Origin of the sequence: Tessaracoccus lubricantis, from assembly GCF_039544535.1 — a bacterium.
Taxonomy (GTDB): domain Bacteria; phylum Actinomycetota; class Actinomycetes; order Propionibacteriales; family Propionibacteriaceae; genus Arachnia; species Arachnia lubricantis.
On record NZ_BAABLV010000026.1, the window covers coordinates 32,555 to 46,349 of the forward strand.

The window sequence follows — 13,795 nt, forward strand, 5'->3', positions numbered from 1 at the left end:
ACTGTGGCTGTGGCGGTGCCGACCACTGCGGCTGGGGCTGCCATCCCGGAGGTGGGCTCTGTGACACGGGAACCTCCTGCGGTCCGTCGGGGCTGCCTCCACGATAGGCACCCCGCGGGCCAGTGGCGAACTACTGCCGGTACTTCTCCAGGTCGGTCGTTTGACCGACAGCGATGGCGCCGAAGATCTCGGCGGCAGCGCCCTCGTCCCAGATGACCGAGGACCCGACGCTGGTGTTGGCCGTGCCGCCCGGCACGGTGAGGCTCAGCCCGCGGCCGGTCATCACGCTGAGGAACCCGGAACCGACCTGCGCCATCTGGCTGAGGCCCGTGTCCTCGCCGCGGGCCAGGGAGTTGGAGGCGGCCATGTTGACCTGCCAGTAGCGCACCGGGTTGAGGACGGTCAGGGGGCTGGCGACCTCCTTCATGATGGCGCCGATGGTCTCGCGCTGGCGCTCGACGCGGCCGAAGTCGCCCTTGGGGTCTGACTTGCGCATGCGCACGTAACCGAGGGCGGTCACGCCGTCGACGGTCTGGCACCCCTGCGACAGGGTGAGGTGCGCGTCCTTGTCGTCGATGTCGAACTTCGGGCAGACCTCGACGCCGCCCACGGCGTCGACCACGTCGACGACGCCCAGCATGCCCACCTCGAGGTAGCCGTCGATGCGCACCCCGGTGTTCTGCTCGATGGTCTGCACCAGCAGCGGAGCGCCGCCGAAGGCGTAGGCGGCGTTGAGCTTGTTGCGCTTGCGGCCCGGGATGTCCACCAGGGAGTCGCGGGGCAGGCTGAGCAGGACGGGCTCGCCCTCGGTGGGGGTGTGCAGCAGCATCATCGTGTCGGTGCGCCGGCCCTCGGAGGTGCCGGTGCCCAGCCGGGAGCGGTCCTCGGCGCTGAGCTCCTCACGCGCGTCGGAGCCCACGAGCAGGATCGTGGTGCCCGGCTGCTCGGCGGGCCGCTCGCCATCGGGCGTGGCGTCCACCTGCGTGCCTGCGGTCCATGCGTACAGCGGGGTGCCGATGAGGAACGCCAGCCACAGGACGAGGATGGTGCCCAGCGTGCGCAGGACCGGACGGCGGCGACGGCGGCGCTTCTGCGGGCGGGCTGCCGGGGGCGCCACGGGCGGCTGCGACGGTGGCACGGACTGGCCGGCCGGCTGGGGGCGCGTCGTGGCCTGGGGGACGCCGCCCTTCCGGGCATCGCGACGGGCGTCGGCGCGGCGCAGCTTCTCGATCTCGTCGGGGCGCAGGACGGAGGTGCTCTCCGGCTCCTCGTCGCGGTACAGCCAGTTCAGGTCGTCGTTTCCTCGTGGCACTCGGCAATCCCCTTTCAGCGTGCCCAAGGGTACCCATTGACGGCGCGAACACCCCCCGGCCCGGCGTGGCGCTGCCGGGAGGTGAACCGGGTTGGGGAGAGGATGGAGGCCACCCTTCCCCGAGGAGAGACACCTGTGCCGTCCACCAAGACCGCAGCCGCAAGGAGCGTGCAGGCCCGCCGCGCGTTCGGCTTCGTCCTGATGTCCGCGCTGCTGCCGGGCTCGGTCCAGTGGTTCGCCGGCAACCGTGCCGTGGGCCGCGTGGCCGGCCGGGTGTACGCCACGTTCGCCGTGCTCATCGCGGTTGCGGCGTTGGGCCTGGCGTTCTTCCGGGGCCCCACCGTCGGGTTCCTGCTGACCCCCGCCGTCGCCACCATCGTGCGCGTTGCGCTGTGGGTGCTGTTCATCAGCTGGGCGCTGCTGCTGCTGGACGCGTGGCGGCTCGCCGGGCCGCTCAGACTGCACCAGCGCACCAGGCTGGCGCTGACTGCCACCACCCTCGCGCTCGCGCTGGGGGCGGGCAGCGTCACCGCCGTCGGCTCCAGCGGCTTCCAGGCCGCCGGCAATGTCGGCGTCGTGCTCAGGGGCGGCGGCGACACCGAGGAGAAGGCCGGCCGCTACAACGTCCTGCTGCTGGGGGTCGACGCGGCGGAGGGCCGCGACGGGCTGCGCCCGGATTCCATCAATGTCGCCTCCGTGGACGCCGAGACCGGCCGCGCCGTGCTGTTCGGCCTGCCGCGCAACCTGCGGAAGGTGCGCTTCCCCCTGGCCTCGCCGCTGCGCCCGCTCTTTCCGGACGGCTACGTCTGCCCGGACAACGCGTGCCTGCTCAACGGCGTCTACACGCTGGGGGAGGAACACGCCGACCTGTACCCCGATGAGGCGGACCCGGGCCTGGCTGCCATGAGGGAGGCCGTCAGCGAGACCCTCGGGCTCGAACTGAACTACTACGCCATGGTGGACATGGCCGGCTTCCAGAACCTCATCAACGCGATGGGCGGCATTCGCCTCAACATCGCCAAGCCCATCCCCATGGGTGGCGGCGGCAGCAAGATCCACGGCTACATCGAGCCTGGCGAGGACGTGCAGCTCGACGGCTACCAGTCGCTGTGGTTCGCACGGTCGCGGGCCGAGAGCAGCGACTACGAGCGGATGGTCCGCCAGAAGTGCGTGATGTCCGCGATGGCCAACCAGCTCGACCCCATGACGGTGGCCACCAAGTTCGTGGAGCTGTCCAAGGCGGGCGGTGACGTGCTGCGCACCGACGTCGGCACGGGCGAGATCACGCGGCTCGCCGAGCTCGCGTTGCGCGCACAGGAGCTCAACATCGTCTCGGTCAACTTCACGCCGCCGCTGATCGTGACCGCAGACCCGGACTTCGAGCTGATCCGCAGCACGGTGCGCGAGAAGATCGAGGCATCCGAAGCCCTCGACGAGGCACCGGCCTCGCCGTCGGCCGAACCCGTGGTGACCTCGGCCGCGCCGTCGTCGTCGGCGTCCGAGGAGGCCGCACCCGCCCCCGTCGAGCCTGCCGACGAGGCCTCCAGCGAAGCGGCCCCCGAACCCACTGAATCAGCGTCCGCGGACGTCGTCGCGGCAGGCGTCGAGGACGACGGCGAGGAACCGGTCAGCGCGCCTGACGAGGTGGAGCTGGTCTGCTCGGTTCCGTGATCTGCGGCGGCTAGAGTTGGCCCCCGGAGAAGGGAGCCGGCAGCGTGCAGCAGAGCGTCAGCGTGGTGATGCCGATCCGCAACGAGGAACGACACCTCGAGGCGGCCGTCGAGCGGGTACTGGGCCAGGGCTACCCCGGCGAACTGGAGATCCTCCTGGCCGTCGCCCCCAGCACGGACCTGACCCGCGAGATAGCCGACCGGCTCGCCGCTGCGGACCCCCGCGTGCGGGTGCTCGACAACCCGGCCGGCTTCACCCCGGTGGGCCTCAACATCGCCATCCGCGCAGCCTCCCACCCCATCGTGGTGCGCGTGGACGGCCACGGCGAACTGAGCCCCGGCTACATCGAGACGGCGGTGCGGCTCCTCGAGGAGACCGGCGCCGCCAACGTCGGCGGGCTGATGGACGCCCAGGGCACCAGCCCCCTGTCGGAGGCCATCGCCGCCGCCTACAACTCCCGGCTCGGCCTCGGGGGCGGCGGGTTCCACCTCGCCGACACCCCGCCCGGCCCGGCCGACACCGTCTTCCTTGGCGTCTTCCGCCGCAGCGTGCTGCAGGAGGTGGGCGGCTTTGACGAGTCGCTGCACCGTGCGCAGGACTGGGAGCTCAACTATCGCCTGCGCACCGCTGGGCACCTCGTGTACTTCTCGCCGGACCTGCGCGTGGTCTACCGCCCGCGCAACAGCTACAAGGCGCTCGCGAAGCAGTTCTTCACCACCGGCCAGTGGCGCCGTGAGGTCATCCGCCGGCACCCCGACACCGCCTCGCTGCGCTACCTCGCGCCGCCGCTGGCGGTCCTCGGCCTGGGCGGTGGCCTGGCGGGCGGGTTGCTCGGGCTGATGCTGCGGAACAGGCTGCTCACCGCGCTGCTGGTGGCGCCGTTGGCCTACGCGGCGTTCCTGGCCATGGCCACCGCCACCATGGACGCCAGCCCCAGGGCGCGCGCCCGCCTCCCGCTGGTGCTGGCGATCATGCACATGGCGTGGGGAGCAGGATTCGTGCGCGGGCTGCCGAACGGCGCTGACAACGCAAGATGAGCGCCCCGCAGGAACGTGCCAAGATGGACCCCATGAGTTGGCAGAGCCCGGATCCCGCACCCAGCGGGAGTGACTCCAGGGCAGCCACGGAAGTACTGCTCCAGGTGCAGCGGTTGGCCGACAGGCTGCGCGAGGAGGCCCAGTCCGACGCAGACCGCATCCGCACCGAGACCGCCGAACTGACGCAACAGCGCGACGAACTCGCCGGCGAGGTGACGTTCGCACGCCACCGCCTCGAGGAGGCCAGGGCTGACGCGCAGCGCACGCTCTCCGAGGCCGTCGTCCAGTCCGCCGCCATCACCGGCCGGGCACAGGAGGGCGCCGACGAGGTCATCGCAGAGGCGCGCGCCGACGCGGAACGCATCGTGGCCGACGCCCGGGCGGAGGCGCAGCGCCGGCTCGCCGAGGCCGCCGAGGAGGCGGAGCGCAGCCACGCCGAGGTGACGGCGTGGCGCGAGCAGGTCGAGGTCGAGGGCCACGCCGCCCGGGCCCTCGTCGACGACGAACTCGCCGCCCGGATCGCCGAGCACGACGAGCGCATCGCCCGCGAACGGGCCGCCACCGACGAAGAACTCGCAGCCCGCAGAGCCGAGGTGGACCGGCTGGAGCAGGAGACGGCGGCGCGGCTCGCCGCAGACAGGGAGGCCGCGCAGCGCGAGGTCGACGCGCTCCGCGAGGAGACGGCCCAGCACGTGGCTCGCGTCACCTCCGACGCCCAGCGCGAGGCGGACGCGCAGCTCGCGGAGGCGTCCAGCCAGATGGAGTGGGCCCAGTCCACCGTCGCAGCCCTGCTCGACGGTGCCCGCGTCGACGTGGCCCGCCGCAAGCAGCAGGCGCACCTGGACCAGGCCCGCCGCGCCAGCGCGCTCCGAGCCAAGCTCGCGGCCGTCACGCAGCGGACGGTCGACGCCGCCCGCCAGCGGCTCCGGGCCGCGGACGTCGAGGCACACGACACGCGGGGCAGGGCCGACGCAGAACTCGCCGCCGCCGTCCAGCACGCCCAGCGCGCGCGGGCGGAGGCGGACCAGCAGGCCATCGACATCGTCGAGCGGGCCAGGCGAGAGGCGGAAGCCATCGTGCAGCGGGCCGAGCAGCGCATGACCGAGGCCGAGGCCAGCTCCCAGATGGTGCGCGAGCAGCTGATGGCAGAGCTCGAGCGCACCCAGAAGGCGTCCTACGAGCGCACCCGCACCACGCGCGAGGAAGCGGTGAAGCTGCTCTCGGAGGCGCGCGTCGAGGCCGAGACCATCCGCACGCAGGCCCGCGAGATGCTGACGGCCGCGCGCGAGGAGGTCGCCGGGCTGACCAGGCGTCGCGACGACATCACCCTGCAACTCAATTCGCTCTCCGGCGTGATCGAAGCGCTCGCCGTGCCAGGAACCACCACCACCCAAGACGAGGAAGACTCATGAGCTCCAATTTCCGCACCGTGCTCCGTGGTTACGAGCCGGCCCAGGTCGACGCCGAGATTGCCACGCTGCAGCAGGCGCTGGACTCGGCGCGCGCCGAGCTGGGCGAGTTCGCCGTGAAGGCCAAGGAGGCCGCCGCTGAGCGCGAGCAGCTGGCCGCGGAGCTGGCGGCCGCCAAGAGCCGCGCCGAGGAGCAGTCGCGCGCCACGACGATGGTCTCGCGCCCGGCCTTCACCGACCTGGGCGAGCGCGTGGGCCAGATCCTCACGCTGGCCGAGGAAGAGGCCGAGGACATGAAGCGCAAGGCCAAGGAGAAGGCCGACCAGCTCGTCGCAGACGCGCAGAAGAAGGCCCAGGCCGCGCTGACCGAGGCCGACCGGTATGCCGTGGACACCCGCAGCGCGGCAGACGCCGACGCCGAGGCGAAGCTCACCGGTGCGCAGCGCCGCGCCGACGAGATCATCGACAACGCCGACCGCGAGGCCGCAGCCCGCCGCGAGGAGGCCGAGGCCGTCTACGAGTCGCAGCAGGCACGCGCGGCCCAGGCCGCCGCCGACTTCGAGCGCACGCTCGCCGAGCGCCGCGACGCGGCCACGGCAGACTTCAACCTGGCGATGGGCCAGCGGCAGGAGCAGCTCGAGGCCGCCGAGGAGAACCTGCGTGGCGCCGAGAACGACGCGCTGCGCGTCATCTCCGACGCCAACTCGCAGGCCGAGGCGATCCGCACCAAGGCCCAGGCCGAGGCCGACGAACTGATCGGGGAGGCCCGCACGCAGGCCGAGCGCATCCGTCGCGATTCCGACCGCGAGCTGGCCGCCCTGACCCAGCGCCGCGACTCGATTACCGCACAGCTCTCCAATGTGCGCCAGATGCTTGCCACACTGGGTGGAGGGGCCGCACTCGCGGCCGTCGACAACCAGGAGGCAGCCATGTCCCAGAACCAGCAGGAGCCGGTTGACCGGTCACAGGGCGACGAGGATCGCGTCCATGCACAGGAGGCCGCCGAGGGCGCCAAGCGCGAGGGCGAGACGCACCCGGACAACCGCGAACACGCGCAGGACCCGGCCGAGGGCGCCGAAGACGCTCAGTGAGCCACGCGCTCGCCAGCGCTGATCCGGCCCACGCCCTCGTCTGACGTGCGTACCACCACCACGGTTGAGCCGGTGCCCAGCACCGGCTCGACCAGGGCCCGCGCCACCGTCTCCCACCCCGGTGCCGGGTCCCGCAGCAGGACGCGGTCGTCGCGCCCCATCACCGCCGGGGCAGCCGCCCCGTCCCACTCGTACGACTCACCCCCGACGGCCATGTCGTGCAGGTCGGGCTGGCCGAACACCTCGCGGTAGTCGACGGCGTTCGCGGGCGGCGTCGGGAACCCCAGGCCCAACGGGTGCAGGGAGCACGCGACGGTGGTCTCGGCACGCCTGTCGTCGCCGGGGCCCACCACCAGCAGGTCCGCGCCCGTCACGTCGGGGTTGACGGCGCAGCCGCGCTGCCACGCCGCGGCGATCCACACCAGCGTGACCCAGTGGCCGGGGTGTGAGGACGCGAGCGCGATGTCGATGGGTTCGCCGTCGTCGTGGCCGAGGTCGGCGATGAGGTTGGCCGTCTTGTCCACCCAGTTGGCGAACGTGACGGCCGAGAGCTCGATGCGCGAGCCCTCCTCGCCGTCGTAGTAGGTGATGAGGGGCTGGGCCCCCAGCCGGGAGACGCGCTTGTGCAGGGCGGAGATCAGCATGCGAGCAGCTTAGGCCGCTAGGGTCGGCCCATGCGTTACGTGGTGATCATGGCCGGCGGGTCCGGCACCCGCCTGTGGCCGCTCTCGCGGAAGGGTCGGCCCAAGCAGCTCCTGGAGATGGTGGGGGGCAAGTCCCTCCTGCGCCTCGCGTACGAGCGGCTCCACGGGCTGGTCGACGACGACCACATCCTCGTGTGCACCGGGCGGGCCTACGCCGACGACGTGGCGCGCCAGCTGCCCGAGCTGCAGCCGGGGAACATCCTGGGCGAGCCGGAGGGCCGCGACTCACTCAATGCCGTCGCATGGTCCGCGGCGGTGGTGGCGGACCGGGCCCCGGACGCGGTGGTGGCCATGGTCACGGCCGACCAGATCATCGAACCGGTCGCCGAGTTCCAACGCTCCCTCACGCTGGCGTTCGAGGTCGCGGAGGCCCGGCCGAACGCGCTCGTCACGCTGGGCGTGGTGCCGACCTCGCCGCACACCGGCTACGGCTACCTCCACCGGGCCGAGGAGCTCGACGGCTTCCCGGGCGTGCACCGCGTGGCCGAGTTCAAGGAGAAGCCGGCGCTCGAGGTGGCGCAGCGCTACGTGGGCTCGGGGGAGTACTGGTGGAACGCCGGCATGTTCGTGTGGCGTGCGGGCACGCTGCTCAGCCAGCTGGACCAGCTGCTGCCGGCCACTGCCGAGACCGTGCGCGAGATCGTCGCGCACCCGGAGCGGTTGGACGAACTGTTCCCGACCCTGATGAAGATCTCGGTGGACTACGCGGTGATGGAGCCCGCGTCGGTGGGCCGCACGGACGCGGAGGTGGTCAGCGTCGGCCTCCACATCGACTGGAAGGACGTGGGCGGCTTCCTGTCGCTGGCCGAACTGTTCACCCACGACGAGGACGGCAACGCCGTCGACGGCCGCACGGTGACGCTCGACTCCTCGGGCTGCGTGCTGGTCAACGCCGCCGGGCCCGAGCACGTGGTGGCGACGCTGGGCCTGAGGGACTGCCTCGTGGTGGCCACCGCGACGGCCACCCTGGTGGCCGACCTGCGGGATTCGGAACGAATCCGTGAACTGGTGGAGCTGGTGCGAACCCGTGTTGGGGCAGAATACGCCTAACCCACACACCGACGGCCGGAGGAAGCATGCGAGAGAGCCTGTTCTCGAGACGCCTCCTCGGCATGGTCGTCGTGGCCGCCGCGGTGTTCCACGTCAGTAGCCTCCTGTTGGTGGGCCTGGCGCTGCTGCCGGGCTCGGACACTGGGCGCTACTTCCTGTTGTGGCCGCTCGCGGTGACCGCGTTCCTGCTCAGCCTCGGCGTCGTGGTGTGGGGCACGCTGAGCGCCGTGCGCGTGCCGGCCCCTCCACCTGCGCCCGCGCCGCAGCTGGCCCCTCCACCTGCGCCCGCGCCCCCTCCCGCGCCGCAGCAGCAGCCAGAGGGCCACTCCACGGTCATCAACCCGAAGCGCCAACCGGCCGGCTCCCCGCAGACGCCGGCGGATTCCGAGGCCCGGCACCAGGCAGGGTGGAACAAGGCCACCACCCCGTGGCCGCGCGCCGACGAGGACGACCCCAACGGCACCCTCATCCGCCCGCCGAACCGCTGAGCACGGGGCCTGAGCGAATATTTCCCACCGATCTCCTCCTTCCGCTTGACCGATCAAAATCACTCGTGTGTAATTCAAGGCAAGAAAGGAGGGGTACATGGACGAGACATGGGAGCTTTTCGCCGACGAAGGGGCTTTCGCCTGGCAGGCCGAAGCGCTGTGTGCCCAAACCGATCCCGAAGCCTTCTTCCCTGAAAAGGGTGGGTCCACCCGTGATGCCAAACGGGTCTGCCTGAGCTGCACGGTGCGCACCGAATGCCTCGAGTACGCCCTCGCCCACGACGAGCGGTTCGGCATCTGGGGCGGGCTCTCGGAACGCGAGCGCCGCAAGCTCAAGCGCGCCGCCGGCTGAGTTCCTCGTGACCGAGGAACCGCAGCGCGGGGTCATCGACGACGACCTGTGGTCGTGGATCGAGCACGAGGACCCCGTCGCAGACGTCCCCGAGATCGATCCGGCCTCCGTGGTCGCCGTCATGGTGACCCACGACGCGGCGGAGTTCCTGCCGCGCCAGCTCCTCTCCCTGGCCATGCTGTCGACCCGCCCCGGCCGCCTGCTGGTGGTCGACACCGGATCCACCGACGGCACCCGCGAACTCCTGGGGAGGGCCCGCGACGAGGGCGTCATCGACGAGGTCATCGAGGCGGATGCCGCCACCACCTTCGGCGCGGCCGTGGAGCTCGCCCTGGGGCAGTCGGAACCCGACTGGATCTGGCTCCTCCACGACGACTCCAAGCCCCACAAGGACGCCCTGACCCACCTCCTGGAGGGGGCCCGCCAGGCAGACGTCGTGGTCCCCAAGCTCCTGCAGCCCAAGCGCCGCAACTATCCCGAGACGCTCTCCGAGGTGGGCCAGGCCATCACGCCCGGAGGGCTGCGCGTGCCCATGGTGGAGGCAGGCGACGTCGACCAGGGCCAGACCGAGCCGCGTGACGTGTTGGGCGCCTCGACGGCCGGCCTGCTCGTCCGAGGCGACACCTGGCGCGAGGTCGGCGGCCTGGCCCCCGAGGTGGCGCGGCACCGCGACGGGGTCGACTTCTGCTGGCGGGCCAACGCGCTCGGCTTCCGGGTGCTGACGTGGCCCGCGGCGTCGCTGCACCACCGTCGCGCGGGGCACACGGGGGAGCGGCCGTCGGCCGAACATCCCCACCTCGACGACCGGCTGGCCGCGCTCAGGGTGGCCGGCTCCCGTGGGGCGTCGACCTTCGGGCTGGGTGCCTCCTCGGCGTTCCGGGCCCTGGGCTTCCTCCTGGCCAAGTCGCCGTCGTTCGCGGCGGCGGAGATGAGGGCGTGGTGGCGCTACCGGCGCAGCGCCGGGCTGACGCAGTCGCTGCGTGACCGGCTGCCCGCCGAGGACATGACGCCGCCGGACCTGCTGCCCAACCGCTGGTGGCCGGTGCGCAACGCGGCCGACAGGCTGGGTCACGGGCTCTCGGAGCGGTACCGCGACCTCACCGACGTGTCGGCCGACACCTCGATCGACGAGCTCACCGGCGACGACTTCGCCGGCGGCCAGGTCCGCCGGAGGGTCTTCTCGCCCGTCACCGCACTGGTCATCGTCCTGGTGGTGGCCGCGTTCATCGCCGGCCGCACGCTGCTCGGGGCCGGCCCGGTCTCCGGCGGCGGGCTGCTGCCCGCGCCATCGTCGCTGGCCGCTGCGTGGCAGGCCTACCTGACAGGGGAGGCCCCGTGGCTGGGGTTCGCGGCGTTGGCCTCATTGGGCGGCCTCGGCAGCCCCGGCTGGTTCGCGTTCCTCGCCGTCCTCCTGACCCCGCTGCTGGCCGGGCTCTCGGCCCTCGCGTTGCTGCGCCGCGCCGGCATGGCCGCCGCCCCGGCCGCCGCCGTCAGCGCAGTGTGGGCGGGTGCGACGATCCTGCTCGGCCTGGTGACCGCCGGAGACGTCAGCGGCATGGTCGTCTCCGTGGTGGCGCCGATGTTCGCCCGTGCCCTGCTGGCCGTCGTCCGCAACGAGGACAGCGGCGCAGAACGCCTACGGGCGCCGGCCGGGGCAGCGTTCTGGCTGGTCGTCCTGGCGACGGTGTGGCCGGCCGCGCTGCTGCTGCTGACCGTGGCGGGCGTCGTCTGGGCCGCGCGGCACCGGCACCGCATCGTCGACGTGGCGGTGGGCGTACTGCCCGCCTGGCTCTACCTCGGCCCCTGGCTGCTCACCCTGGGCCGGTACCCGGGGCGCCTGCTCACCGGCGTCGACCCGCTGGCCTGGCCGGATTTCCCGCCGCCGTCCTACGCGCTCATCGCGGGCCGCATCCTGCCGTCGGGGCTGCCCGTCTGGGCCAACGTCGCGTTCTTCGCCGCGGTGGCGCTGGCCGCGCTCCTCACGGTGGCACGGCTCAACCACCGCCAGTGGCTGTGGATCATGGTCGGCATCGCCGCCCCGCTCGTGCTCGGCACGCTGCTCTCGCGCCTGACGCTCGAGGTCGACGGCGGCACGGCCCGCGCGCTGCTGTCGCCGTGGGCGCTGCTGGTGGTGGCGGCACTGCTGGCCCCCGTCGTGCTCACGCAGCTGCGCGCCGAGGGGCGCCGCCCGCTGCTGCTCGTGCTGGTGCTGGCCGCACTGCTGGCCCTCGGCACGTGGGCGTGGGTCGGCTTCCAGGGCCCCGTGCGCTCCACCACGAGCGTCCTGCCCGGGTACGTGCGAGACGTGCTCCACTCGCCGCGCGACACCCGCGCCCTGCTGGTCGACGTCGGGCCCGGCGGCACCGTCGACTGGAACGTGGTGGATGCCCGGCAGCCCCGCTGGGGCTCGGCGGAGCGCGACCCGGCGGGGTCCTTCAGCGAGGAGTTCAACTCGATGGTGCATGCCCTCGTCGGCGGCTCGGTGCCCGAGGACCTGGCGGAGCGGTTGCGCCTGATCGGCGTGTCCCACCTGTGGGTGCGTGGCTTCGACGACGACCAGCGCGCCGCCGTCGACAACCTCGAGGGCCTGGTGGGCGCGGCGGCCGACGACCGCTCGGTGGTCTGGACGGTCAGCGGCCTCGTGTCGCGGGTGACGTACGTGGCCGAGGAGCCCGTGCCGGTCACCGACGGCCAGCTGCCGCCGGGCGAGGAGCGCGTCCTCGTGGTCGCTGAACCGGCGGACGAGGACTGGCGCGCCACGCTCGACGGCCGTGAACTGGCCCGCACCCCCGGCCACTCCTGGGACCTCCTCGACACCGAGATGGTGACGTTCCAGGCCCCGGCCGACGGCGGCACCCTGGTGGTGGAGCCGTCGCCCCACAACGGCAGGTTCGTGCTCCACCTCCTCGTCATGCTGGGCCTCGCGCTGCTCGCGGCGCCCACCATGGGCGGCGCCAGCGTCGCACGAAGGGGGCAGGAATGAGACACCTGCGCATCCTGGTCTCCGCCACCGCGTTCCTGGTGATCGCTGCGGTCGCCGTCGGGCTCTCACTGCTGAGCCCGGTGCGGCTGCCGGCCTCGCCGACGGTGGAACTGCCCCGTACCACCCGCACGACCTGCCTCCAGTCGGGTGACGCCCTGGTCTACGCACCCGGCAGCCTCACCGCGAGGTCGACGGAGGCGGGCGAGGAACTGTTCGCATCGACCGGCCCCATCTTCGCCCCGGAACTCGAGGGGCCCTTCGTCATCAGGGCCGACTCCCTCGCGGTCGCCGGCGTCTACGCCGCCGGCCCCGCCCGCACGTTCGCGCCCTGTGCCCCGGCGGCGACGTCGGGGACCATCGTCGTCACGGAGCCGGGTGACGCGGAGCTGATCATCACCAACAGCGACGCCAACGAGGCCATCGTGGACCTCACGCTGCTCGGCCCCGACGGCGAGGTGGCTGCCGTCGGCGCGCGCGGCATCGCCGTGGCGCCCGGGGTCTCGCGACGCATCGCGCTGTCCGTCCTGGCCCCCGAGGGCCCCGTGGGGGTGTCGTTCACCGCGAGCGAGGGTCGGGTCGCCATGGCCGCCGTGAACGTGGAGGGACGCGCCGCCCGTTACGTCGGCCCCACGCGGCCGGCCGTGCAGCACCTCATCGGAGGGGTGCCACCCGGCGCCGCGGACGTGCAACTGGTGATCACCAACCCCCGCGAGGAACGGGCAGACGTCACGGTGACCGCGCTCGGCGCCACGTCGTCGTACGAGTTGGCCGCGACGGCGGACCTGAGCGTCGAGCCGATGTCCAGCGTCGCCGTCCCCATCGCGGATTCGCTGGGCGGCGAGGCGAGCGGCATCCGCGTCGACTCGACGTCGGACGTGGCGGCGGCGGTGGTGGTCAGTGGTCCCACCGGCAGCCCGGCGACCCTCACCCACTCTGCGGCAGCCCGCGAACTCGCGGCCGCGACGATGGGTGGGGCGCTCCAGATCACCAACCCGGGCACCGACCCGGTCACGGCGAAGGTCACTGCGGGGGAGGAACTCGAGCTGACCGTGCCGCCGGGGGCCACCGTCGTGCACGTCCTCCCGCTGGCGCAGTTCCAGGCGGTCACGGTGACCGCGGACGGCCCCGTCATCGCCTCGGCGGCGACCTCGGAGGCCACGGGCACGATCATCGTGCCGCTGGGCAAGGTGGCCGACGAGCCCGGCGCCCCCGGCTCCGCCGAACTGGACGCGCACCTCAGGTAGGGCCGTCAGTCCCAGTCGTCCCAGTCCTCGTCGCCGCCCAGGTCCTCGAGGCTGCGGCCCGTGAGCGTGCTCAACTGCTCGACGATGGTGCGGTGCACCAGCCGACGCAACTGTCCCCGGGACGTGGCGCGGTGCTCGAGCGGACGTTCGAAGATGACGATCTGCGCCTTGCGGCCGCGGCTGGGCTCGACGGCCGCCGACAGCGGCACGCGGTCACCCGTCCAGCCGCCCCGCAGGTGCGGCACCTCCTCGACGCCCACGATGATCCCGTTGAGCGCATCGGGACAGGCCGCGGCGATGTCGGCCATGGCGTTGGTGACGCACTCGTTGAAGTAGTCCACGCGGGTGGGCCTGCCCAGCGGCACGGGCCTGCCCGACAGCGGGTTGGGCGTGGCCATCGGCCCCCGCATCCCGCGGTCATGTCGGTCTCGTCTGCGTGGCATGTCGCCACTCT

General features: G+C 72.6%; 12 protein-coding genes. 9 read left to right on the plus strand and 3 right to left on the minus strand.

Features of this window, described 5'->3' with window-relative positions; translation table 11 throughout:
- Nucleotides 1-130: 130 nt before the first annotated feature.
- Nucleotides 131-1,312 (minus strand): LCP family protein, encoded by a 1,182-nt coding sequence (locus tag ABEA30_RS08180; protein WP_345581725.1) that lies wholly within the window; start codon nucleotides 1,310-1,312, stop codon nucleotides 131-133.
- A gap of 135 nt (nucleotides 1,313-1,447) precedes the next feature.
- Here ABEA30_RS08180 and ABEA30_RS08185 point away from each other — a divergent pair, with 135 nt between their 5' ends.
- From ABEA30_RS08185 to ABEA30_RS08200, 4 genes are read left to right on the plus strand one after another with little or no spacing between them, the layout of a single operon-like run.
- On the plus strand, nucleotides 1,448-2,983 hold the full coding sequence (locus tag ABEA30_RS08185) for an LCP family glycopolymer transferase (protein WP_345581728.1): 1,536 nt from the start codon (nucleotides 1,448-1,450) through the stop codon (nucleotides 2,981-2,983).
- A 44-nt stretch (nucleotides 2,984-3,027) separates the two neighbouring features.
- Nucleotides 3,028-4,020: a glycosyltransferase family 2 protein gene (locus ABEA30_RS08190; protein ID WP_345581731.1), complete on the plus strand. Its 993-nt coding sequence runs from the start codon at nucleotides 3,028-3,030 to the stop codon at nucleotides 4,018-4,020.
- Nucleotides 4,021-4,052: 32 nt separating this feature from the next.
- Nucleotides 4,053-5,432, plus strand: a complete 1,380-nt coding sequence (locus ABEA30_RS08195) for a coiled-coil domain-containing protein (RefSeq protein WP_345581734.1) — start codon at nucleotides 4,053-4,055, stop codon at nucleotides 5,430-5,432.
- The gene (locus ABEA30_RS08200; protein ID WP_345581737.1) at nucleotides 5,429-6,520 is read left to right on the plus strand and encodes a coiled-coil domain-containing protein; all 1,092 of its coding nucleotides are present in this window, start codon (nucleotides 5,429-5,431) and stop codon (nucleotides 6,518-6,520) included. The genes ABEA30_RS08195 and ABEA30_RS08200 overlap by 4 nt, the downstream gene beginning before the upstream one ends.
- Here ABEA30_RS08200 and ABEA30_RS08205 read toward each other — a convergent pair.
- Nucleotides 6,514-7,164 (minus strand): TIGR03089 family protein, encoded by a 651-nt coding sequence (locus ABEA30_RS08205; protein ID WP_345581740.1) that lies wholly within the window; start codon nucleotides 7,162-7,164, stop codon nucleotides 6,514-6,516. The two genes, ABEA30_RS08200 and ABEA30_RS08205, sit on opposite strands and share 7 nt — an antisense overlap.
- A 30-nt stretch (nucleotides 7,165-7,194) precedes the next feature.
- Between ABEA30_RS08205 and ABEA30_RS08210 the strand changes: the two genes are divergently transcribed.
- The 5 genes from ABEA30_RS08210 to ABEA30_RS08230 all read left to right on the plus strand — a co-directional run bounded on the left by ABEA30_RS08210 (nucleotide 7,195) and on the right by ABEA30_RS08230 (nucleotide 13,341).
- On the plus strand, nucleotides 7,195-8,274 hold the full coding sequence (locus tag ABEA30_RS08210) for a mannose-1-phosphate guanylyltransferase (RefSeq protein ID WP_345581742.1): 1,080 nt from the start codon (nucleotides 7,195-7,197) through the stop codon (nucleotides 8,272-8,274).
- Between the two features lie 26 nt (nucleotides 8,275-8,300).
- Nucleotides 8,301-8,762 carry a hypothetical protein gene (locus ABEA30_RS08215; protein ID WP_345581744.1) on the plus strand — a complete coding sequence of 154 codons (462 nt, stop codon included), beginning with the start codon at nucleotides 8,301-8,303 and terminating at the stop codon, nucleotides 8,760-8,762.
- 97 nt (nucleotides 8,763-8,859) lie between these two features.
- Complete coding sequence (locus ABEA30_RS08220) at nucleotides 8,860-9,114, plus strand: WhiB family transcriptional regulator (RefSeq protein WP_076060315.1); 255 nt, start codon at nucleotides 8,860-8,862, stop codon at nucleotides 9,112-9,114.
- Nucleotides 9,115-9,121: 7 nt separating this feature from the next.
- Nucleotides 9,122-12,097: a glycosyltransferase family 2 protein gene (locus ABEA30_RS08225; RefSeq protein WP_345581748.1), complete on the plus strand. Its 2,976-nt coding sequence runs from the start codon at nucleotides 9,122-9,124 to the stop codon at nucleotides 12,095-12,097.
- On the plus strand, nucleotides 12,094-13,341 hold the full coding sequence (locus tag ABEA30_RS08230) for a DUF5719 family protein (RefSeq protein ID WP_345581750.1): 1,248 nt from the start codon (nucleotides 12,094-12,096) through the stop codon (nucleotides 13,339-13,341). Before ABEA30_RS08225 ends, ABEA30_RS08230 begins: the two co-directional genes overlap by 4 nt.
- A 5-nt stretch (nucleotides 13,342-13,346) precedes the next feature.
- Here the strand turns inward: ABEA30_RS08230 and ABEA30_RS08235 are convergent, their stop codons facing one another.
- Complete coding sequence (locus ABEA30_RS08235) at nucleotides 13,347-13,784, minus strand: metallopeptidase family protein (RefSeq protein ID WP_345581752.1); 438 nt, start codon at nucleotides 13,782-13,784, stop codon at nucleotides 13,347-13,349.
- Nucleotides 13,785-13,795: the final 11 nt, after the last annotated feature.

Bases quoted from the DNA above. Each gene is read 5' to 3' on its own strand.
- ABEA30_RS08220 (WP_076060315.1), top strand. From the start codon at position 8,860: ATGGACGAGACATGGGAGCTTTTCGCCGACGAAGGGGCTTTCGCCTGG.
- ABEA30_RS08235 (WP_345581752.1), bottom strand. From the start codon at position 13,784: ATGCCACGCAGACGAGACCGACATGACCGCGGGATGCGGGGGCCGATG.
- ABEA30_RS08205 (WP_345581740.1), bottom strand. From the start codon at position 7,164: ATGCTGATCTCCGCCCTGCACAAGCGCGTCTCCCGGCTGGGGGCCCAG.
- ABEA30_RS08215 (WP_345581744.1), top strand. From the start codon at position 8,301: ATGCGAGAGAGCCTGTTCTCGAGACGCCTCCTCGGCATGGTCGTCGTG.
- ABEA30_RS08210 (WP_345581742.1), top strand. From the start codon at position 7,195: ATGCGTTACGTGGTGATCATGGCCGGCGGGTCCGGCACCCGCCTGTGG.
- ABEA30_RS08230 (WP_345581750.1), top strand. From the start codon at position 12,094: ATGAGACACCTGCGCATCCTGGTCTCCGCCACCGCGTTCCTGGTGATC.
- ABEA30_RS08200 (WP_345581737.1), top strand. From the start codon at position 5,429: ATGAGCTCCAATTTCCGCACCGTGCTCCGTGGTTACGAGCCGGCCCAG.
- ABEA30_RS08195 (WP_345581734.1), top strand. From the start codon at position 4,053: ATGAGTTGGCAGAGCCCGGATCCCGCACCCAGCGGGAGTGACTCCAGG.